The sequence below is a fragment of the Anabaena catenula FACHB-362 genome (genome assembly GCF_014698735.1).
In the GTDB taxonomy this organism is placed as follows: Bacteria; Cyanobacteriota; Cyanobacteriia; order Cyanobacteriales; family Nostocaceae; genus Anabaena; species Anabaena variabilis_A.
Map to the genome: position 1 here is coordinate 1 of NZ_JACJTQ010000018.1, position 18,325 is coordinate 18,325.

The following is an 18,325-nucleotide window of genomic DNA, read 5'->3' on the forward strand; positions in this document are numbered from 1 at the left end:
GCTAAACCTTGATTCCAAGCGTGTCTAGCTACTCCTGCGTGTTGTGCCAGTAGTAGACGTTGTTGCTTGTTTACCTTGAGTTCGGTCTTGAATCCTAGTAGCATGAATATATTTTACAACAAAATCCCAATACAGTCACAATAGCTGATGACTTTGCCGGGGAGCATAAGTGAGTAATTGGTAGTAATTGTTAGCTTTTCAGCTACTGTTAATTAACCTCATTAATACAGGTTTTTACTCATGACTATAGAGACGTTCAATGGAAAGTCTCTACGGTATTTATTTAGCGCAACTTCACATGGTATTGGTTTTAAGAAAAAGTTAATTTTTAAATTAATGCCTTATTATGTGCCATAGGCTACAGTCTATGGCAAAATAATACTGATGAGAAAATCACAGAGAAGGAATAAATGCTTACAAAAAAGAAGATAAGGCAATATACACAAATCCCATCTTTAAGAAATGAGATTTAAATAGGTAAAGTTTTTACCTTAGCTACAATTATTTATTTTTAAATGCGGATGAAAGGACTTGAACCTTCACTCCTTTCGGAACTAGAACCTAAATCTAGCGCGTCTGCCAATTTCGCCACATCCGCATCGGTAACTTATAATAGCATAGCAAATTAAAGATGGCAATAGGTAATTGGTGACAGTTATCAGTAAACAGTGAAGAGACTGATAACTGATCACTGATGCTACATGACCGCTACACGGGGTAAACGATGCTTGAAGCCGCAGAGAATTTCCCAAGAAATGGTGTTTAACTGATTTGCCCAATCATCTGCTGATATTTGTTCTTTTCCCTGTTCTCCCAGTAGGGTGACTATTTCACCTTCTTGCAGATCGGGTATGGAACTCACATCTAACATGATTTGATCCATTGTAATTGTGCCAATTTGTGGTACTCGCTGACCACGAATTAATACTTCCATTTGATTGGAAAGACTGCGGGGAACTCCATCAGCATAACCAATACCGACAACAGCAATACGCATTTCTCTGGGTGCAATAAACTGATGACTATAGCTGACACCAGTTCCAGGGGCTATGGTTTTAACTTGGGTAACTCGTGCTTTGAGTTGTAAAACGGGTTGAAGTTGGATTTTGTTTTTTAAATGGGTTGCAGGGTAGAGTCCGTAAATAGCTAAACCTGCACGCACCAGATCATAGTGTAATTTTGGATCTGCAAGAGTAGCGGCTGAGTTTGCTAAATGCAAACTAGGAATTTTAATCCCTCTGGCTTTGATTTGTGCGATCGCTTCCTCAAATCGTCTATGCTGCTCTTGCATGACTGTAGCATCAGGACTATCGGCTGTTGCTAGGTGAGAATAAATGCTGACAATATCAAGAAGAGGCAATCCCTGTACCAATTGGACAAAATCAGCAGCTTCTTGCCAATTTGTGCCTAATCTAGACATTCCTGTATCTAATTTGATGTGTACAGGTAGTGGAGAATTATAGTTTATTGCTTCAAGTGTATTAGAAAATATTAAAGCTTGTTTAGGGTTGCATAGTGTCGGTTGCAGTTTCCAGTGAGCGATCGCATGAATCTGTTCTTTTGTATTAATTGCCCCTAGAATCAGAATTGGGGCTTTTATGCCACCTTCACGTAACTGGATACCCTCAGGAACTGTCGCTACTCCCAACCAACTTGCACCCGCTTCCAATACAGTTTTTGCAACTGTTACCGCCCCATGTCCATAGGCATCAGCTTTTACTACTGCCATTAACTGGGTACGTGGTGATAAAAACTTTACCAACTGCTTAACATTATAGGACAACGCCCCCAAATCAATTTCTACCCAAGCCCGTTGAGAAAACCAAGCATAGGTATCACGCTCCTGACTATCAGCAAAAGTAGGGGTTTGCTTGCTACTAAACATTGCACTTCACTCCTATCACACCACTGCAAAGCTTCCAGATTATCTAATAATTCTGGCTTGCTACCCTGCAAAGCCATATCAATTTAATCAGGAAAGTTTACCCCTTATCCGGGAGCTTGTACAAGATGGTGGTGAGTCTTGAGTTATGAGTTTCTATACGTAGGTTTAGCAAAGCTAATCACCTACCTCATCACTCTAAAATCTCTTCTCATCAACTATTTACATTAGATATTTCTTCCTTATCAAGTCTATGATAGCAAAATTAAGATTGAAAGTCAAGACTAAAAACCTCCTCTATTCTGGTTTTGTGGCTAATTTGCTGCTTTTCGTGGTATGTCAGGTAAAGGAAAGGATACGAAAAACCGAGAATTGCTTACAAACTAATGCTTTAGGAATTATTTAGCTGAGATTAATTATATTTTCAAACTCCTGTCAATCGTATTTATCGTACTTTTACACTTCTTTTTTGGAGTTTTTTGCTCGAATTTTAACGATGAGCCTACCCAAGTATTTATACATAAAATTTATTGACACAATAGTTCGATCGTATTTAGGAAATACAAGAAACAAGGAGAATATGTAATCAGATAAGAGGAAATGTTTAGGAAACATCTCCGAAAAATGAATTATCCAATTTTACTGAATCAAAACGACTTTTCCTCCCCCTGTACCCTTCACTCTGCTCTAAGATGGGGTATTTTCTGATTTACAAGTCCCATTACTTGCTTGTGTCTTCTTTTTTTCGCTCCTGTCACCTGCCAGCAAATTATTTAGGAAGTATAAATTATTCTCATCTCCCCAGGAAGGTATATCTGTGTTAAGATATCAAAAACTAATACCTTGAGCTAACATCAATGGGGAAGGTTTTAGTCCTAAACGCCTCTTACGAACCTCTCAACATCACGAGTTGGCGACGTGCCATAGTTTTGTTGATTAAAGGCAAAGCAGAACACGTAGAACATAACGGCAAATTCATATACTCAGATTTTCCATTGCCAACCGTCATTAGGTTGCGTCATTACGTGCGTGTTCCCTATAAAGAAATTCCACTTACTCGTCGGAATATATTGCATCGTGACAGTCATACTTGTCAATACTGTGGCTACACGGGAGATGAGTTGACCTTAGATCATGTGATGCCGCGATCGCGTGGAGGAGGTGACACATGGGAGAACATTGTTACTGCCTGTGTACGCTGCAACGTCAAAAAAGGCTGTCGCACACCGCAAGAAGCCCGGATGCCTTTGCGTCATCCACCTCGTCAACCTCATAGCAGCCTGTATTTCGAGGTGACAAAACATCTGAAGAGTGGACTTCACCAAGAGTGGCAAAAATATGTAATAGGACTTTGACATTACACATAATCAATTCAGACCTCAGGAGAATTAAGTCTTCATCTGTAGATGTTATTGTTTGACGTTGGTCAACACATTACACACAACTCTTCGATGACTCAGCTTGGAGATTTTTTTACCTTACAGCTTGCCGGCGACGTTTCTAAAAGCTGGAATATTCAGGTTCCCAAAATTCAGGCTATTTAACACACCGATTTTCGATTATACCTTATTTTCTTAAGGTATAGATTATTTATGAGCAAATTTATAAAAATTACCAAAGAGTTAGGCTCAAAGGCAGATTTTCCTGCAAAAGAGTTGTTTAATGTTCATTAAACATAATAAAAATGTATTAAGAGTAGCAACTGTGAAATTTAAAACTAGTGTGAAATAAGAGCCTTCAATTATCCCCTAAGTCAGACAAATATTCAAGGCTTTTATGAGCTTTTAATAAAAATCTGCTTATTTATCCCGTAGAAAAACGAGAAAAAGATGATGAAATTGAAAAAGAGGCAAGGGAGCAGGGAGCAGGGAGCAGGGGGGATAGTTCAGATGGGGATTCAACCCCACCTGGACGAGAACCACTTTGTAGAAATGGGGGACTCAGACCCTTCGCTCCGCTTCACGACAGGAGGAAGGGAGTCATTTCTCCCTGCCCCCTGCCCATTTCCCCCTGCCTCTTCATTGAGTCCAGTTTATATACACAGTCTAGGCTGATTTAACAATCCCTTGACAGACTACTAGTCCAGTGCGGAAAAAATGAGCCAATACTTCAAAATCGCTGAAAAACTTGTTAAATCAGCCTTTGGAATATTGTATCCCCAGCCGGTGAGACTATTTTAAATTCTGCCAAGTTGTACTGATAACAAAAAATAAACTGCCATACGCAGTGTCAAGAATCTAATTTTTTGCCAAGATCATAGATGTGTGGCAAAACCAGTGATGCACCGATGGGAATATCTCTGAAGGCATAATACGAGCCATCACGCTTCAACCAAAATTCCTTATGTACTTGAATTCTTCACTGACTCAATTTGAGAATTTGTCATTAGAACCGAACCCGGAGGAAGTTGAAATAGATAAAGAATCAATTGAACTTCCACTACTTACCCGACCGTCCTTACCACCGTCGTCGAATAATGGTGAAGGAAGTATCTATTTAGCTCAACGTGGTAATTCCCTCGCTGCTCAGAAATCAGAAGAGTTGCAAAAAACCCTTCTCGGACATAGACATGAGCGTCAGTTAGTAATTTTACAAGATTTTCCTGATCCTGACGCGCTTTCTTGTGCTTGGACTTACCAGTTAATTGCTCAACAATACGATATCAAGTGTGAAATTATTTATGCGGGGACTTTAAGCCACCAAGAGAACATAGCGTTAGTTAAGCTGACGACCTTACCGGCTCAACGCTGGACAATGCAAACCCTGAAAACTAAAGATTTGTCATCTTATCAAGGATTTGTATTGATTGATAACCAGGGAACTACGTCGCAACTATTACCAGCAGTACAACAGGCTGGAATTCCGCTAGTAGTGCTGGTTGATCATCATAGTTTGCAGGGGGAACTCAAAGCCGAGTTTTTCGATGTCCGTCCTTATGTGCGCGCAACTGCAACTATTTTTACGCAGTATTTACAAGCGGGGATACTGAAATTAGATAGCAGTATTAGTCAACACGTTAAATGTGCAACGGCTTTGATGCATGGCTTGCGTTCTGATACGAATCGATTAATGCAAGCGCAAGAAGAAGATTTTATGGCTGCTGCGTATTTGAGCCGATTTTATGATGCTCAGTTGCTCAATGCCATTTTACAGGCGAATCGTTCTAAGCGGGTGATGGATGTGATCGAGCGATCGCTCAAAAACCGCATTGTCCAAAATAACTTTTCCATAGCCGGCGTTGGTTATTTACGCTACGACGACAGGGACGCAATTCCCCAAGCGGCTGATTTTCTAGTGACAGAAGAAAACGTCCACACAGCTGTAGTGTACGGGATAGTTCATGATGAAGATGACGAACTAGAAGTAGTCATAGGTTCCCTGAGAACCACAAAACTTACCTTAGACCCCGATGAATTTATCAAAGAAGCCTTTGGACAAGATAGTGCTGGGCGGTTTTTTGGTGGTGGACGCACTGGTGCTGGTGGCTTTGAAATTCCAATGGGTTTCTTATCTGGGGGAAATGAAAATTCTACGTATGCCAAAATGAAATGGGAAGTTTTCGATTCGCAAATTAAGCAAAAGTTGCTGAGGTTGGTAAATCCTAGAGATAACCCAATTCAGTCTTAGAATATACCTAGCGCTCAATTACAAGTTTGAGCGCTTATACTACTTATTAAAGAGCGAGTCGAGAGGCCATTGAAACTAGTTTATTTGTTTAATTTCTTTAATTTTTTCCAAACGTCCTTTGAAAAACTTGGATAATTTGACTGCAAAAACCGTACTTAGGCTAGAGCAAGTTAATCTGTTTACAAAGCTGAAAAGTCAGGTTCAAAGCAATTTGCCAGGATATCCAATTTTACAGGATATTTCCTTTGAGGTATTTTCAGGCGATCGCATTACCATTGTCGGTACTGCTGGTGCTGGTAAAACTTCCTTACTGCGTCTCATTAACCGCTTAAGTGAACCCAGTAGCGGTAAAATTTATCTGGAAAACCAAGAATATCGCCAAATTCCGATTATTCAGCTACGTCAAGAGGTGACGCTGTTACAGCAAGAAATTAAGCTGTTGGGGATGACAGTTCGGGAAGCCTTGGCTTATCCTTTAGTTTTGCGTGGTTTGTCTAAGCAGAAAATTCAGGAACGAGTTAGTTATTGGCAAGAACAACTGCAAATACCTGATGAATGGTTAGGACGAACCGAAGTACAACTTTCAGCCGGACAAAGACAGTTAGTTGCGATCGCTCGTACTTTAGTCATCCAACCCAAAATTTTACTGTTAGACGAGCCTGCAAGCGCCTTAGACCCTGGCAAGGCTTCCCGTTTGATCAACATCATCACCCAACTCACTCAAACCCCGAAAACAGCGATTTTGATGGTAAACCACCAATTTGACCTAGCCCAAGAATTTAGCACCCGGTTATTACATCTTCAGCAAGGTCAATTATTGGCAAACCTACCAACCTCTGAGATAGACTGGGAAGACTTAAAAGCCCGCTTGATACAAGCTGAAATTCAAGCATCTGAGGAGTGGTAATTGGTCATTGGTAATGGGTAATTGGGTTATTAACCTCCCCATCTTCTCCTTCCCAGTACCCAATCCCCAGTCCCCAATCCCCACTAAGAGATTTGAGTAGCAAGGGTAGAACGTGGATTACTGAATCTCTCTTTCGCTAACTTTGTTTGTGATTGCGGAACATTAGCATTCAAAGTTTCTATGTTAAATCGGTATCCCACATTGCGGATAGTTTGGATTAAGCTGGGTTGACGCGGATCAAGTTCCACCTTTTTCCGCAGTGATAAAACGTGAGTATCAATGGTTCGCGGATTATCAATAGCGTCAGGCCAAGCACGACGCAATAATTCCGACCTACTCAAAGGTACTCCCCCAGCTTGCGCCAAAACATACAGCAAACTAAATTCTTGGGGTGTGAGATCGATAAACTCCCCTTGAAAGCGGACACGGCGCTGAACCAGATCGATTTGCAAAGTGCCATAATCCAAGTAAGCTGGTGCAGTGGGTGTACGGTTGCGACGAATCAGTGCCTCTACCCTAGCCAAAAACTCTTGCATTCCAAAAGGTTTGCTCAAGTAATCATCGGCTCCTGCTTTTAAGCCTGCAACAATATCAGCTTCATTATTACGGGCAGATAGCATTAAAATTAGAGGCTGTTGTTGACGATTTAACCAACGACAAAACTCGATTCCATCACCATCTGGCAAATCCGCATCTAGAATGACTAGTGTCGGTTGATGACTTAAAAACACTTCCCTTGCTTGATAAATGCTGGCGGCTTGATGTACTCGGTATTCCAGTTGTTGCAAGTGCCAACCAAGCAACGACCTCAGATGGGGATTCCCCTCAACGATTTCAATACAAACCGAACCCACAGTGGCAAGACCCCTTAGCGTCGATGACTTTCAAATTAACAATCTCAAGCTCAACGTTTTGTAGCCTTTGTTACTTCAACTGCCATAATCTTTACATTTACTCCTATAAAACCTTGCAATAAATTTAATTTTCCCTTTGTCTACGGCATTCCTTAAGGACTTCCAAATAAAAAATATCTTATCGCTGTTTGGGCTGGGGAGCGATCTTGCAGAGGGAGGAAAAATTGTTTTGATTCTGTGAAATGGGATAATTTGTGTTTTGGAGTTCCCCAAGTAAGTATAGCAACGGACAAGGCTGTTAGGACATCAACCAATGCTAAAACTTAGACACCAAAAGACTTTTAGCTCTGTCACCTGTCACCTGTCACCTGTCACCTGTCACCTGTCACCTGCTATATCTTAATTTTGGTCTGAGTCTTTTGAAAAGTTTTTGCTAGTTAGAGGAAAAGCTCTGTTGAAAAAAATCACGCTTAACGTGAAATATCTATCAGCCTGGGACTACATACCCTAATTTGTAGTTATTGTAAACCGTAACAATAAAGTATCAAACAAGGCTGAAAATAGATAAAATCGTAAACAAAACTTACCAAATAATCATATTTTAGCTTTTTTGGAATAGGATGTAATAAGTTTTTAGCTGCTGGGGGGTCTCACCCAACGTCAAAATATTAACTTTAGGTTAATACTTAAGAAGGAAGTCATACTTCACTTTTGAGTGTAGATCATTTACAATTCTCATTCCCAAGAGATAAACACAGCAGTTATGCTCCAAGACACACAAACCATCCGTTATTACCAAAGACTGACTGACGCCTTCGTCGAGCTATGGAATCGCGGTTATCGCATTGATGATATGCGGATGTATTTGGATGGATATCTAGCCGCACTGAGACAAGGTAATGCCATTGAGCCTTATCTGATTCACCGCCTAGAAGAAGAAGCTAGCCGCTATTTGTACGATGCATCAAACTTTGCTATGACACAACCAGAGCCAGAAAGACAACACGGCTACTACTAAACACCAACAGTGTTATGAGTAGCGACTTGTAGATTGCCGCAGATAATTATAGCACAATTTCTGCGTTAGTCAACGGGGTGCAGTTGTATGAAATTTTGTAAATATTGTATTCTTGAAGAACATCCCCTCAGTGTTACGCGACTGAGGGGACTTTTGGCTAGTTCTTTCCAGATGTCAACACAATTGATTGCGACTTCACCAGCTATTGTCAAGGCAGTGTATTGTGGCTATATTCCCAAGACTTATGTCAAATAACGATTAATGAGCAAATCTCTATATGCTCATTTAAATATTTATGTGCATAATACTGATATTATTTTTATATTTAAATTTGACATACATTATGTGTAAATGCATATTTTCTGAGCAGAAATTCAGCTAATCATTGGTTGGTTGTTTAATTTTCCATAAAACTGTGAAGGAAGCTCAAGTTTATCATGTTAGGGTAACGATGAATTAATCGTGTCTTAACTATTTTTTGTGTTGTGGTATGGCATATTAAGATAATGTTTGAACAGTGATTAATAAGATATTAAAAACTCTTATACTTTCTTCAACCCACGCTACTGGCTTTAGGACTGAAAACCCTTCCACCGCAGTAGATCACCTTAAAAAGAGAGATTTAAAAAAATTTATTCCCTCGTTGATAAGGGGGGATAAAGAACTTATGGAGACAACCTAATATGTGACAAACATCTTCCAAGATATGCATCTAATTCACCTAAGTCTTAGTAAAGACTCAGATCTAAATTATCTCAATTGATAGTAGCTATGATTAAAATTCTTGATTCTACTCTTAGAGAAGGAGAACAAACTCCTGGAGTTTATTTTTCTCCTGAAAAAAAATTGGTAATTGCCCACTTTTTAGATCAAATCGGAATTGATATTATTGAAGTAGGTAATCCAGCAGTTGATAGGGATATTGCTTTAGCTATCAATCTCATTTCTCAAGCAGGCTTAAAAGCAAAAATAGGCGCTCATTCACTTTGTAAAATAGATAATGTTCAAAAAGCATTAGATTGTGGGATAGATTTTTTAGGTGTCTTTTTTAGTGTTTCTAAAAAGCGATTGTACCAAGACTACAACATCAGTTTAGAAGCAGCAATTGAGAAAATTGTGGAAGTGATAAATTTTGCTAGAGAGCAAAAAAATGATTTATTGATTAGGTATACACCAGAAGATACAGTTCGCTCACCTATAGAAAATGTTATTGCAGCAGCAAGCGCGGCAGTCAAAGCAGGAGTCAATATAATTAGCATAGCGGATACAACAGGCTATACAAATCCTTTTCATCCTCAACGGAGTATTTATAATTATGTAAAAACTCTGAAAGAAGAACTAAAAAAACAGAATTTATATCCGCAAATAGAGGTTCATTGCCACAACGATAAAGGTTTGGCTTTAGCAAATGCACTGGATGCTTATAGAGCAGGGGCTGACATTATTGATGTTAGTGTAATGGGACTAGGAGAAAGAGCAGGTATTGTAGATTTAGGAGAATTACTCATAAATTTAAGAGAAATGGGTGAGGAAGAAACTCATTGGCAACTCAGCTATTTACAAGATTTATACAATTTTGTCAGTGAACATTCTCATATTTCAATTCCTCCACATCAACCAATAACAGGTAAAAATGCCTTTACTCACTATGCAGGGGTTCATGTAAAAGCTGTAGCCAAGGATGAGATGCTTTATCAAAGTTTAAATCCACAAATTCTAGGAAAAAAAAGCAGCTTGGCATTAGGGATGCAATCAGGATACACTGCTGTAGAACTAGCTATGAAGCAAATTGGCAGAGAAGAATTGGCTGAAAACAAAGATTTAGTGGCTAAGATTCTCCAAGAAATTAAAGTAATTGCTAAAAGGGGTACTCCGATTGATATTGAAAAGGAACTACCAGAAATTGTAGACCGCTACTGCACCAATCAACATCCGCTTACGAATGGAATTTGTACTTTATCTACGTAAGTAAGTAGGTAGGCTCAAATAAACCTAACTATGTAACGAAATGTAAAATGCTCAAAACCGTTGCGATTGCTTTACTTCGCTTCTCTCAGTTCGCAATGACATAGTTATAAATTTTCCAGCCCACCTACTTAGATAAAGTATGATATAAACTAATCAAAAGAGAAAAACAGAATCTCGTATAAATCTTAACAAGGAGTTACTATGGCAATAATGGAATCAATATTTAAGAATTTTTTGTACCCACTGAAACAGCTAGTTGTTCCAGATTCTCAAATTTACTGGATGTACCTGCTGTCATCATTATTGATAGCACTGTTAATTTACCTAATCCAGTTTACTAAAACAGAAGAAAAAAAGAATTTTCTGGAATACTGCTTTCCGAAAGAGGTTTATCTTCATAAATCTGCAATTCTGGATTATCAGAACTATTTACCGATGATGTTGCTAAAAAGCTTTCTCATATCACCAATTACTACTATTTTATCTGCAACAGTTATTGCTGGTATAGTTAGTAGTTTTTTAAGCTATCTAACTGGGAGAACTGCTATTTTTGCAATAACAGAACCTCAGCTTTGGCATCATTTTGCATTTAGTATATTTCTAATACTAGCTATTGATTTTGGTTACTTTTATAATCATTATTTGAGACATAAGATTCCTTTACTATGGGAATTTCACAAAATACATCACACGGCTGAAGTTTTGACTCCATTTACTTTATTCCGACATCATCCCTTAGATTATTTTGTGCAAATAATCACAGTTTCTATATGCTCAGGCGTATCAATAGGATTGTGGACTTATCTATTTGGTAATCAAAACCAAGTTCTGTATATCAATGGCATACCCTTTTTGCTATTTGCTTTTTATCTGACTGGTAACTTCCGCCATTCTCATATTTGGTTAGCATTTCCCTATGGGATTAGTCATGTCTTTATTAGTCCGGCTCAACACTATATCCATCACGCTAACGAGTCTAAGTATTACGATGCAAATTACGGGAAAATATTCGCAGTTTGGGATTGGATTTTTGGGACATTGTATGTGCCGAGAAACTATGAAAAGCTGGATTTAGGTTTATCTGGTGATGATGGAAAGCCATTCGATAGTGTTTTCAACTTCTATTGGCAGCCATTTAAAGCTGTATTTGAGCAATCGAAAAATAAAAACTTTTCTTCTTTGGAAGTTTTAAATGAAGATAACCCATCAACCAAACAGATGTGAAAATAAAATAGAGAGGAATCCTAAATCCTTTTTGAAAAATCTTAGGTATTATAGGGCTGGCAATGCCTACAGTATATAGATTTTGGTCGGCATTGCTCACCCTACTGATATTTCAAATTTAAGATTGCTATATTTAATTAGAGCTTACCCATTTATTTTTGAATGTGAAAGCTTATTATTCACAGCAAAAAATGTCTTCACTATTTAAGTTATGCCATTGGATCAGCTAAAGGAAATAATGATAAGGTCAGAAATTCATGAAGAGCAGTCTAGTCAGATAAAGCAAAAAACACAAACGGCTGGAAAATGGTGGGCAATAATAGGTATTAGTATTGGCGTATTTATTTTTGCCTTGGATGTTTACATAGTCAATCTAGCTTTGCCAATTATGGTGGAATCACTCCACACAAGCTTTGCGACCATTCAATGGGTGGTGTTAAGTTATCTGTTAGCGATCGCTATTTTTGTGCTTAGTGCCGCTAAATTGGGTGATATGTGGAGCAAAAAACAGCTTTACATGATGGGACTCATAGTATTCACCGTCAGTTCATTACTGTGCGGACTAGCCCCAAATATAGGATTTTTGATAGCTTTTCGCGCCCTCCAGGGACTAGGTGCTGCGTTTATCTCTGGACTGGGAACAGCAATGATTGTAGAAATATTTCCACCAGAAGAACGAGGACTAGGCTTAGGTATCAGAGCCGGAGTTTTTGGACTGGGAATTATGTTAGGACCAACAGTGGGAGGACTGCTAATTAGTTGGGGTGACTGGCCATTAATCTTCTTAATCAATGTGCCGATTGGGATTATTGCCTGTTTGATTGTGGCTTATCTTGTCCCACCTTCTGCCGTCAGCGAGACCAAACAGAAATTTGATGTTATTGGCACATTAATTCTGACTCTAACTTTGACTTGTTTTACCCTTGGCATCACGTTTTTACAAAGTGAAGGATTTGGTTCTCATATAGCCTTAAAGTTGCTAGTTGTATCTGCCATTAGTCTTGGTTGTTTTTTAGTAGCAGAAGCACGGTTATCAGAGCCAATGCTAGAATTGAGCATTTTTCAATCTTTAGATTTCAGCCTAGGGTTAGTGCTGAGGTTTTTGGGTAATTTTGTGATGGCAGGTGTGATCTTGATACTGCCTTTCTTTTTGAAATTAGTTAAGCAATATCCCACTGAACAGGCAGGTTTATTACTTGCAGTACCGCCAATTATAATTGTGTTGACAGCACCAATCGCGGGAATTCTTTCTGATCGCTACGGCTCGCGGATAATTAGTTTAATCGGACTAGTATTAATGGCAATTGGCTGTTTAGTAGTCAGCACATTTAATACTGAATTAACTTTATCAAACTATATTATCGGGATTATTCCCTATGGTTTAGGTGTGGGAATGTTTCAATCTCCCAACAATAGTGCAATTATGGGAGCCGCACCACAAGATCGCTTAGGTATTGCTTCTGGTTTATTATCTTTATCACGGATTTTAGGGCAAACAGCAGGTGTGCCACTAGTGGGGGCTGCGTTTTCTTTTTTCACCATAAACAGTGCTAATCTTCAACCAACTATGGATGTCACAAATGCACCTGTTGAGGCATTAGTTTTAGGTATACAGATTACCTTTCGCCTTGTGGCTGCCCTTTTGTTGCTTTCCACAATTTTTGCATCTGGGGTATGGTGGCTAGAGAAAAAGAATTTTATTTTTTCATACCCAAATCCACAAAAAAGCCCCTGAAAATGGGTATAAGCCAATTTTTCAAGGGCAATAAAAACATAACAGAGTCAAATTAATTCGTAATTTATAATGCGTAATTCGTAATTCGTAATTATCACCTCATATCTAAAGCCAGTGGCTTGAACCAAGGAATAAATTTTTGCATCATAACTAAAGTTAGTTGCTTTGTAACCTTGAATTACGAATTACGTATCCCTAGCGGGACTGTAAACACTATTATGAAACACGAATTATTTGGTCATATGGTGGGAAATATTAGGAAGCTAGAGCAACTTCCACTTTTTGCTGCAATTCACCACTTTGATACAGTGTAATCAAAATATCAGAACCACCAACGAATTCACCATTAATATATACTTGGGGAATTGTCGGCCAGTTGGAATATTCTTTAATTCCCTGACGAATATCTTGATCGGAAAGAACGTCAACTGTCTCAAAAGGAACTCCCAATGTATTGAGAATCTGGACTACATTGTTGGAGAAACCACATTGAGGCATCAACTTGTTTCCCTTCATGAAAACCATAATCTTGTTTTCTTGTACCAAGTTATCAATTTTCTCTTTAACTTCTGGAGTCATGGTTTTTTGTTTCCTTTGTTGTTGAGGTTCACAAGTCAAGCGTCAATACAATTTTAGATTGTGAATTGAGAAGAAAAAATCTCACATCTAAAATCAGTGTTTTGCTAGTCAAGCTTGGGGAGTAGATGTTTTGAGAGCCAAGGCATGAATTGCTTCGGTTGACATAGCTTGCTGCAACGCACCATAAACCAACTGGTGTTGTTGCACCAGTCCCTTACCTGCAAACTGCGATGAAACTACTGTCACCTGATAGTGATCACCACCACCAGTCAAGTCCTGTACCTGAACTTGGGCATCTGGCAGTTCCGCCTTAATCATTGCCTCAACCTGCTGCGGAGTAATCATCGCCATTCCTGAAAAAACTTACTTCTCTATTATTAACAGATATTGAGCAAATGCCTTGGGGAGATAGGGAATGGGGTGATGGGGTGACGCGGTGACACGGAGATGGGGTGACGCGGTGATGGGAAGAAATAACTATCTACTGTCCCCTGCACCCTGCACCCTGCCCCCTGCTTTCTATCACCTGTCACCTGTCACCTATTACTTAGTGCCTTGTCGAGGATAAGCTGTATCGACAAAACCCAATTCAAATAACTGTTGATAGGCTTTCTTGCCTAATTCTCGTGTGGGATTTTGACTTTTAATAATTTGAATTAACAAAGGAACTGCTAATTCTGGCTGATTTAGCGCCCGATGGACTAGTGCTAGGCGATAGGTGGCATCATCTCTGAGTTGGGCCGTGTCTAGGGCTTTTTTGCGCTGGGAATCGGATACTCTGATATCAATTCCCGAAAAGCTAGAGTTGAGATCCTGATAAAAATTAGATAGTTGATTAAAAACTTGACGTGCTTCTTGGAGTTTCTTAGCAGCTACGTCATATTTTTGAGCAGAAACGGCCTCGTCTGACTCTTTTAAAAGCCGCTGTCCTCCTTCAATGCTCAAAATGCTGTTGCTTTTACTGGTGGGACGCAGGGTATTAGGATCGTTAGGATCAAGAGGTTGTGCTTGGGGATTATTGCCGGGTTGCTGTATTACCTGAGCATGAACAGGTGATAGCAGGCTCATAACGGTAATGAGAGAGAGGGAAGTGAACCGAATTAAGGAAGCAGCAGCAAGGTTCATGGGGTCAATTAGTGCAACAAGTCTATAGAAAATGTATGGAAACTTCGGGTATCTTAACTCTGTTTGTGCCTCAGATACAGTAAAACCGCACAATAAGTTTCTCTGGTTTAGACGGGAAACTTGTTGAATAGAGTTCCCTACCCCCTACTCATATACCAAAAATATTCCCTATGAGCGATTCCTTCGATTCTCAACCCACAGGTTTACCCCCCAGCAACCTGGAAGTGACTTTACAACGCGGTGGAGAAGAGTTAATTCTAGAAAAAGCTCTGTATGGCTTCACCATTCGTCCAAATGCTGACTTTTCTCGTGAGCAATTATCTCAGGTTGCTTGGGGTATTTGGCAGCGCAGTATCCCCAATGCCAACCTGGAACTATTCACTGTTGAATCTGGCCAGTTAGAGATGGGGATGTCTCAAGCACGGGCTGACGAAAATGTGGCTTTTGCCAGTCATGTATACAAATTTAAAGATAATCCTGGAACTTACGTTTATCTGAGTGACCAAATTACTATTCAATTTGCTACTTGGGTAGACGCTGCCAAAATTAATGTTATTGCTACCACATTTCACTTAGTCGAAGATCAAACAGTATTGGGTATACCCAATACCTTTGTATTTCTTGTCAGCAAACAGGCAATAGAAAATCCTATCAAAATTACCAATCAGTTACAAAAACTTCCAGAAGTTTTAGCTGCTGAACCAAATATTTTTATCCAACAGGAACCACATTACAAACCTAGTGATTCCCTCTATTCCCAGCAATGGTATCTCAATCATAATGGTGGTAATCAGTTGGGAATGGGTTCTCATATTGCTGTAGAACAAGCTTGGGATATGACTCGCGGTGTGCGTTCTGTGGTGGTAGCAGTGGTGGACGATTCTTTTGATTTGAATCACCCAGATTTTCAAGGTATGGGTAAAGTTGTAGCTCCCAGAGATTTGAAGGAAAATGATTTTTTACCTTTACCTGGGGAAAAAGAGACTAGTCATGGTACTGCTTGTGCGGGGATAGCTGTGGCTGAAGAAAATGGTGCGGGAATTGTCGGGGTTGCTCCTGGTTGTGCATTAATGCCGATTCGCACGACAGGATTTTTAGATGATCAAGCTATTGAGGATATATTTAATTGGGCAATTGATCAGGGAGCTAGTGTAATTTCTTGTAGCTGGGGAGCGTCTGCTGTTTATTTCCCTCTATCTTTGCGCCAAAAGGTAGCTATTACCCGCGCTGCAACAATGGGGCGTAATGGTAAGGGATGTGTGATTGTGTTTGCTGCGGGCAATGCTAATCGTCCAATTGACGGTAGTGTAAATGAGCAAAATTGGCCGAAGAATATTTTACAAGGTAAAACGGCTTGGTTAAGTGGTTTTGCTATTCATCCAGATGTGATTGCTGTGTCGGCTTCTACGAGTTTGAATAAAAAAGCTGCATATAGTAATTGGGGCGCGAATATTTCTGTGTGTGCGCCTAGTAATAATGCACCACCGGGAATGTGGTTTCAGGAAATGGGTTTTATTTATACACAACCAACAATCACGACTTCTATTTCTGGTTTGGGAATTTTTACGACGGATCAAGTAGGTGCTGCTGGTTATGACTCTGGTAATTTTACCAACAACTTTGGCGGTACTTCTAGTGCAACTCCTGTGGTTGCTGGGGTAGCAGCGTTGATTTTGTCAGCTAATTCTAATTTGACGGCTCAACAAGTTAACCGCATTTTGCAAGAAACTACAGATAAAATTATTGATACTGAACCAGATCCGCAATTGGGTTTGCGTGGGGGTAGTTATGATAGTAACGGTCATTGTCTCTGGTTTGGCTATGGTAAGGTAAATGCGGCTAAGGCTGTACGTGCAGCACAGCAGTTGCTTACAGTTGTATCAGGTCTGAGTAAAGAAGTGCGGGGTGAGAATAAAGCCCAAGTTACTATTCCTGATAATGATAAACGGGGGGTGAAAAGTGCGATAGCTGTACTCGCGGAAGGCATCGCTCTGAATGAGGCTGTAACTATTGCAGATATTCAGGTGACGGTTAATATCACTCACGAGTTTTTAGGAGATTTGGAAGTTTATTTGATTGCTCCCAATCATCAACAAGTTTTATTACAGAGTCGGATTTTAGGTAGACGGACTCAGTTACAAAATACTTATACAGTGCGATCGCATCCTGTTCTTAAACAATTACTTTCCCTTCCTGCTCAAGGACTTTGGCAATTACAAGTTATTGATTATTCACCCCAAGATGTAGGAAAACTCAATAGTTGGGAATTGCTTATAGGCTATGAGCAGTAATTTATGGTGTGGTAAAAATCTGACAATTAGGTTGTCTTTTCTGGTTCAGGGATTTCATATTTAGGTGCAGTGGCAGCTTCAGCAGCAATTTTTCCTTCATCTGTACGGTCAATTTCACTGACACTGAATTGCTGTGCAGCAGCATAATCAGCTTCAAAATCTACCTTTGGTGCTTTTTCTTGCCCACTAACTATTTGTTCGGCAGCTAATTGTGCATCATGGGTGGTAGCTTCATTGGGATTAGGCTGCACTTTATCAGACATAATTAAAACCTTAATTCTCATATTTACTTTGCTGGGGCAAGTTTATCAAAATAATTTACTCAACTCTTGTTCCACAAGAGAGATATTACCCTCTATTACAGGGTAGATCAAACATAAGTTATTTAATTAATAAACATCCTTCTCTTGGAGGTAGACCATAATTATAAAAATTTGATAATCCTGTAAGTCTTAACTGTTCAATTATTCTGGGGATGAATTATGACCACTAGTTACAATAAAAATGTTGCTCAAGCTCAGAGCCAGAAAACTCGAAATGTAGTAGAAGAGTTTAATGCTTTAGATACCGATGCCAAATTAGCTTGGTTATATTTCGTTTATGAAAAAATGGGTGATACCATTACTCCAGCTGCTCCCTCAGCCGCAGAACCAGAATTAGCTCCTATGTTGGTAGGAGACTATTTGCAATTATCGGATGAAGAACAACTAGAAATTATGCGGGATATAGTGAAGTGTAAGGATACAGTATATTCTCGTGCTTATGGGGCATTAAAAGAAAATAACCAGTTGTTTATTTGGTATGTTTGGGCAGAAGCAATGGGGGATACAGTGGTGGGAATGCCAGATAATTATGAGTCAACTGAGGCAATTAATGATTTACTTGCTCAAATTGAAGAAATAGATTTTGAAGGTCAAATTTCTATTTTGCGGACAATTGCTGGTGAGATGGGTTATAGCGATGTCAAGCCGATTGCGACGCAAGCGGAAACAGGGAAAACATCGAGTTTATAATTAATAATTCAAAATTCAAAATTCAAAATTCAGAATTTTGAGTTGGGAATTAATAAGTACCCAATAAATACCGTAGAGACGTTCCATGAAACGTCTCTACAA

General features: G+C 39.4%; 16 protein-coding genes, 1 tRNA gene and 1 pseudogene. 10 read left to right on the plus strand and 8 right to left on the minus strand.

Features of this window, described 5'->3' with window-relative positions:
* The 3 genes from H6G68_RS13075 to alr all read right to left on the minus strand — a co-directional run.
* Nucleotides 1–104, minus strand: a 104-nt coding sequence (locus H6G68_RS13075; protein ID WP_190907044.1) for a helix-turn-helix domain-containing protein, incomplete at its 3' end; no start/stop codon positions are given.
* Between the two features lie 412 nt (nucleotides 105–516).
* A tRNA-Leu gene (locus H6G68_RS13080) sits at nucleotides 517–598 on the minus strand.
* 99 nt (nucleotides 599–697) lie between these two features.
* Complete coding sequence (gene alr / locus H6G68_RS13085) at nucleotides 698–1,885, minus strand: alanine racemase (RefSeq protein WP_190907045.1); 1,188 nt, start codon at nucleotides 1,883–1,885, stop codon at nucleotides 698–700.
* An 854-nt stretch (nucleotides 1,886–2,739) separates the two neighbouring features.
* Between alr and H6G68_RS13090 the strand changes: the two genes are divergently transcribed.
* From H6G68_RS13090 to H6G68_RS13100, 3 genes are all read left to right on the plus strand, one after another.
* Nucleotides 2,740–3,237, plus strand: a complete 498-nt coding sequence (locus H6G68_RS13090; protein ID WP_071187873.1) for an HNH endonuclease — start codon at nucleotides 2,740–2,742, stop codon at nucleotides 3,235–3,237.
* Between the two features lie 988 nt (nucleotides 3,238–4,225).
* Complete coding sequence (locus H6G68_RS13095; RefSeq protein WP_190907046.1) at nucleotides 4,226–5,509, plus strand: DHH family phosphoesterase; 1,284 nt, start codon at nucleotides 4,226–4,228, stop codon at nucleotides 5,507–5,509.
* Nucleotides 5,510–5,636: 127 nt separating this feature from the next.
* Complete coding sequence (locus H6G68_RS13100) at nucleotides 5,637–6,416, plus strand: energy-coupling factor ABC transporter ATP-binding protein (protein ID WP_190907131.1); 780 nt, start codon at nucleotides 5,637–5,639, stop codon at nucleotides 6,414–6,416.
* A gap of 83 nt (nucleotides 6,417–6,499) precedes the next feature.
* Here H6G68_RS13100 and H6G68_RS13105 read toward each other — a convergent pair whose 3' ends face one another.
* Nucleotides 6,500–7,270 carry a response regulator transcription factor gene (locus H6G68_RS13105; protein WP_071187879.1) on the minus strand — a complete coding sequence of 257 codons (771 nt, stop codon included), beginning with the start codon at nucleotides 7,268–7,270 and terminating at the stop codon, nucleotides 6,500–6,502.
* A 763-nt stretch (nucleotides 7,271–8,033) separates the two neighbouring features.
* On the opposite strand from H6G68_RS13105, the gene H6G68_RS13110 reads away from it, so the two are divergent.
* The 5 genes from H6G68_RS13110 to H6G68_RS13125 all read left to right on the plus strand — a co-directional run bounded on the left by H6G68_RS13110 (nucleotide 8,034) and on the right by H6G68_RS13125 (nucleotide 13,215).
* A complete protein-coding gene (locus H6G68_RS13110) occupies nucleotides 8,034–8,288 on the plus strand; it encodes a DUF6761 family protein (RefSeq protein ID WP_127051794.1) in 255 nt (84 codons plus the stop codon).
* A gap of 87 nt (nucleotides 8,289–8,375) precedes the next feature.
* Nucleotides 8,376–8,543 carry a hypothetical protein gene (locus H6G68_RS26950; protein ID WP_206757406.1) on the plus strand — a complete coding sequence of 56 codons (168 nt, stop codon included), beginning with the start codon at nucleotides 8,376–8,378 and terminating at the stop codon, nucleotides 8,541–8,543.
* Nucleotides 8,544–9,059: 516 nt separating this feature from the next.
* On the plus strand, nucleotides 9,060–10,256 hold the full coding sequence (locus H6G68_RS13115) for a LeuA family protein (protein WP_190907047.1): 1,197 nt from the start codon (nucleotides 9,060–9,062) through the stop codon (nucleotides 10,254–10,256).
* 201 nt (nucleotides 10,257–10,457) lie between these two features.
* Nucleotides 10,458–11,480, plus strand: coding sequence for a sterol desaturase family protein (locus H6G68_RS13120; RefSeq protein WP_190907048.1), 1,023 nt, complete (start codon nucleotides 10,458–10,460; stop codon nucleotides 11,478–11,480).
* Between the two features lie 238 nt (nucleotides 11,481–11,718).
* Entirely contained in the window at nucleotides 11,719–13,215 is a 1,497-nt protein-coding gene (locus H6G68_RS13125) for an MFS transporter (RefSeq protein ID WP_242045252.1), read from the plus strand.
* Nucleotides 13,216–13,470: 255 nt separating this feature from the next.
* On the opposite strand, the gene grxD is transcribed toward H6G68_RS13125, so the two are convergent.
* From grxD to H6G68_RS13140, 3 genes are all read right to left on the minus strand, one after another.
* The gene (gene grxD, locus H6G68_RS13130) at nucleotides 13,471–13,794 is read right to left on the minus strand and encodes a Grx4 family monothiol glutaredoxin (protein WP_127051797.1); all 324 of its coding nucleotides are present in this window, start codon (nucleotides 13,792–13,794) and stop codon (nucleotides 13,471–13,473) included.
* Nucleotides 13,795–13,902: 108 nt separating this feature from the next.
* A complete protein-coding gene (locus H6G68_RS13135) occupies nucleotides 13,903–14,139 on the minus strand; it encodes a BolA family protein (protein ID WP_071187888.1) in 237 nt (78 codons plus the stop codon).
* A 198-nt stretch (nucleotides 14,140–14,337) separates the two neighbouring features.
* The gene (locus H6G68_RS13140; RefSeq protein ID WP_190907049.1) at nucleotides 14,338–14,919 is read right to left on the minus strand and encodes a hypothetical protein; all 582 of its coding nucleotides are present in this window, start codon (nucleotides 14,917–14,919) and stop codon (nucleotides 14,338–14,340) included.
* Nucleotides 14,920–15,089: 170 nt separating this feature from the next.
* Here H6G68_RS13140 and H6G68_RS13145 point away from each other — a divergent pair, with 170 nt between their 5' ends.
* A complete protein-coding gene (locus H6G68_RS13145) occupies nucleotides 15,090–17,210 on the plus strand; it encodes a S8 family serine peptidase (RefSeq protein ID WP_190907050.1) in 2,121 nt (706 codons plus the stop codon).
* 32 nt (nucleotides 17,211–17,242) lie between these two features.
* Here H6G68_RS13145 and H6G68_RS13150 read toward each other — a convergent pair.
* A pseudogene (locus tag H6G68_RS13150) lies at nucleotides 17,243–17,473 on the minus strand (hypothetical protein); the annotation flags it as partial.
* 219 nt (nucleotides 17,474–17,692) lie between these two features.
* Between H6G68_RS13150 and H6G68_RS13155 the strand changes: the two are divergent.
* Nucleotides 17,693–18,223: an orange carotenoid protein N-terminal domain-containing protein gene (locus tag H6G68_RS13155; protein ID WP_190907051.1), complete on the plus strand. Its 531-nt coding sequence runs from the start codon at nucleotides 17,693–17,695 to the stop codon at nucleotides 18,221–18,223.
* The last annotated feature ends 102 nt before the right edge of the window (nucleotides 18,224–18,325 follow it).

Bases quoted from the DNA above. Each gene is read 5' to 3' on its own strand.
- alr (WP_190907045.1), bottom strand. From the start codon at position 1,885: ATGTTTAGTAGCAAGCAAACCCCTACTTTTGCTGATAGTCAGGAGCGT.
- H6G68_RS13090 (WP_071187873.1), top strand. From the start codon at position 2,740: ATGGGGAAGGTTTTAGTCCTAAACGCCTCTTACGAACCTCTCAACATC.
- H6G68_RS13095 (WP_190907046.1), top strand. From the start codon at position 4,226: ATGTACTTGAATTCTTCACTGACTCAATTTGAGAATTTGTCATTAGAA.
- H6G68_RS13110 (WP_127051794.1), top strand. From the start codon at position 8,034: ATGCTCCAAGACACACAAACCATCCGTTATTACCAAAGACTGACTGAC.
- H6G68_RS26950 (WP_206757406.1), top strand. From the start codon at position 8,376: ATGAAATTTTGTAAATATTGTATTCTTGAAGAACATCCCCTCAGTGTT.
- H6G68_RS13115 (WP_190907047.1), top strand. From the start codon at position 9,060: ATGATTAAAATTCTTGATTCTACTCTTAGAGAAGGAGAACAAACTCCT.
- H6G68_RS13120 (WP_190907048.1), top strand. From the start codon at position 10,458: ATGGCAATAATGGAATCAATATTTAAGAATTTTTTGTACCCACTGAAA.
- H6G68_RS13125 (WP_242045252.1), top strand. From the start codon at position 11,719: ATGATAAGGTCAGAAATTCATGAAGAGCAGTCTAGTCAGATAAAGCAA.
- grxD (WP_127051797.1), bottom strand. From the start codon at position 13,794: ATGACTCCAGAAGTTAAAGAGAAAATTGATAACTTGGTACAAGAAAAC.
- H6G68_RS13135 (WP_071187888.1), bottom strand. From the start codon at position 14,139: ATGATTACTCCGCAGCAGGTTGAGGCAATGATTAAGGCGGAACTGCCA.
- H6G68_RS13140 (WP_190907049.1), bottom strand. From the start codon at position 14,919: ATGAACCTTGCTGCTGCTTCCTTAATTCGGTTCACTTCCCTCTCTCTC.
- H6G68_RS13145 (WP_190907050.1), top strand. From the start codon at position 15,090: ATGAGCGATTCCTTCGATTCTCAACCCACAGGTTTACCCCCCAGCAAC.
- H6G68_RS13155 (WP_190907051.1), top strand. From the start codon at position 17,693: ATGACCACTAGTTACAATAAAAATGTTGCTCAAGCTCAGAGCCAGAAA.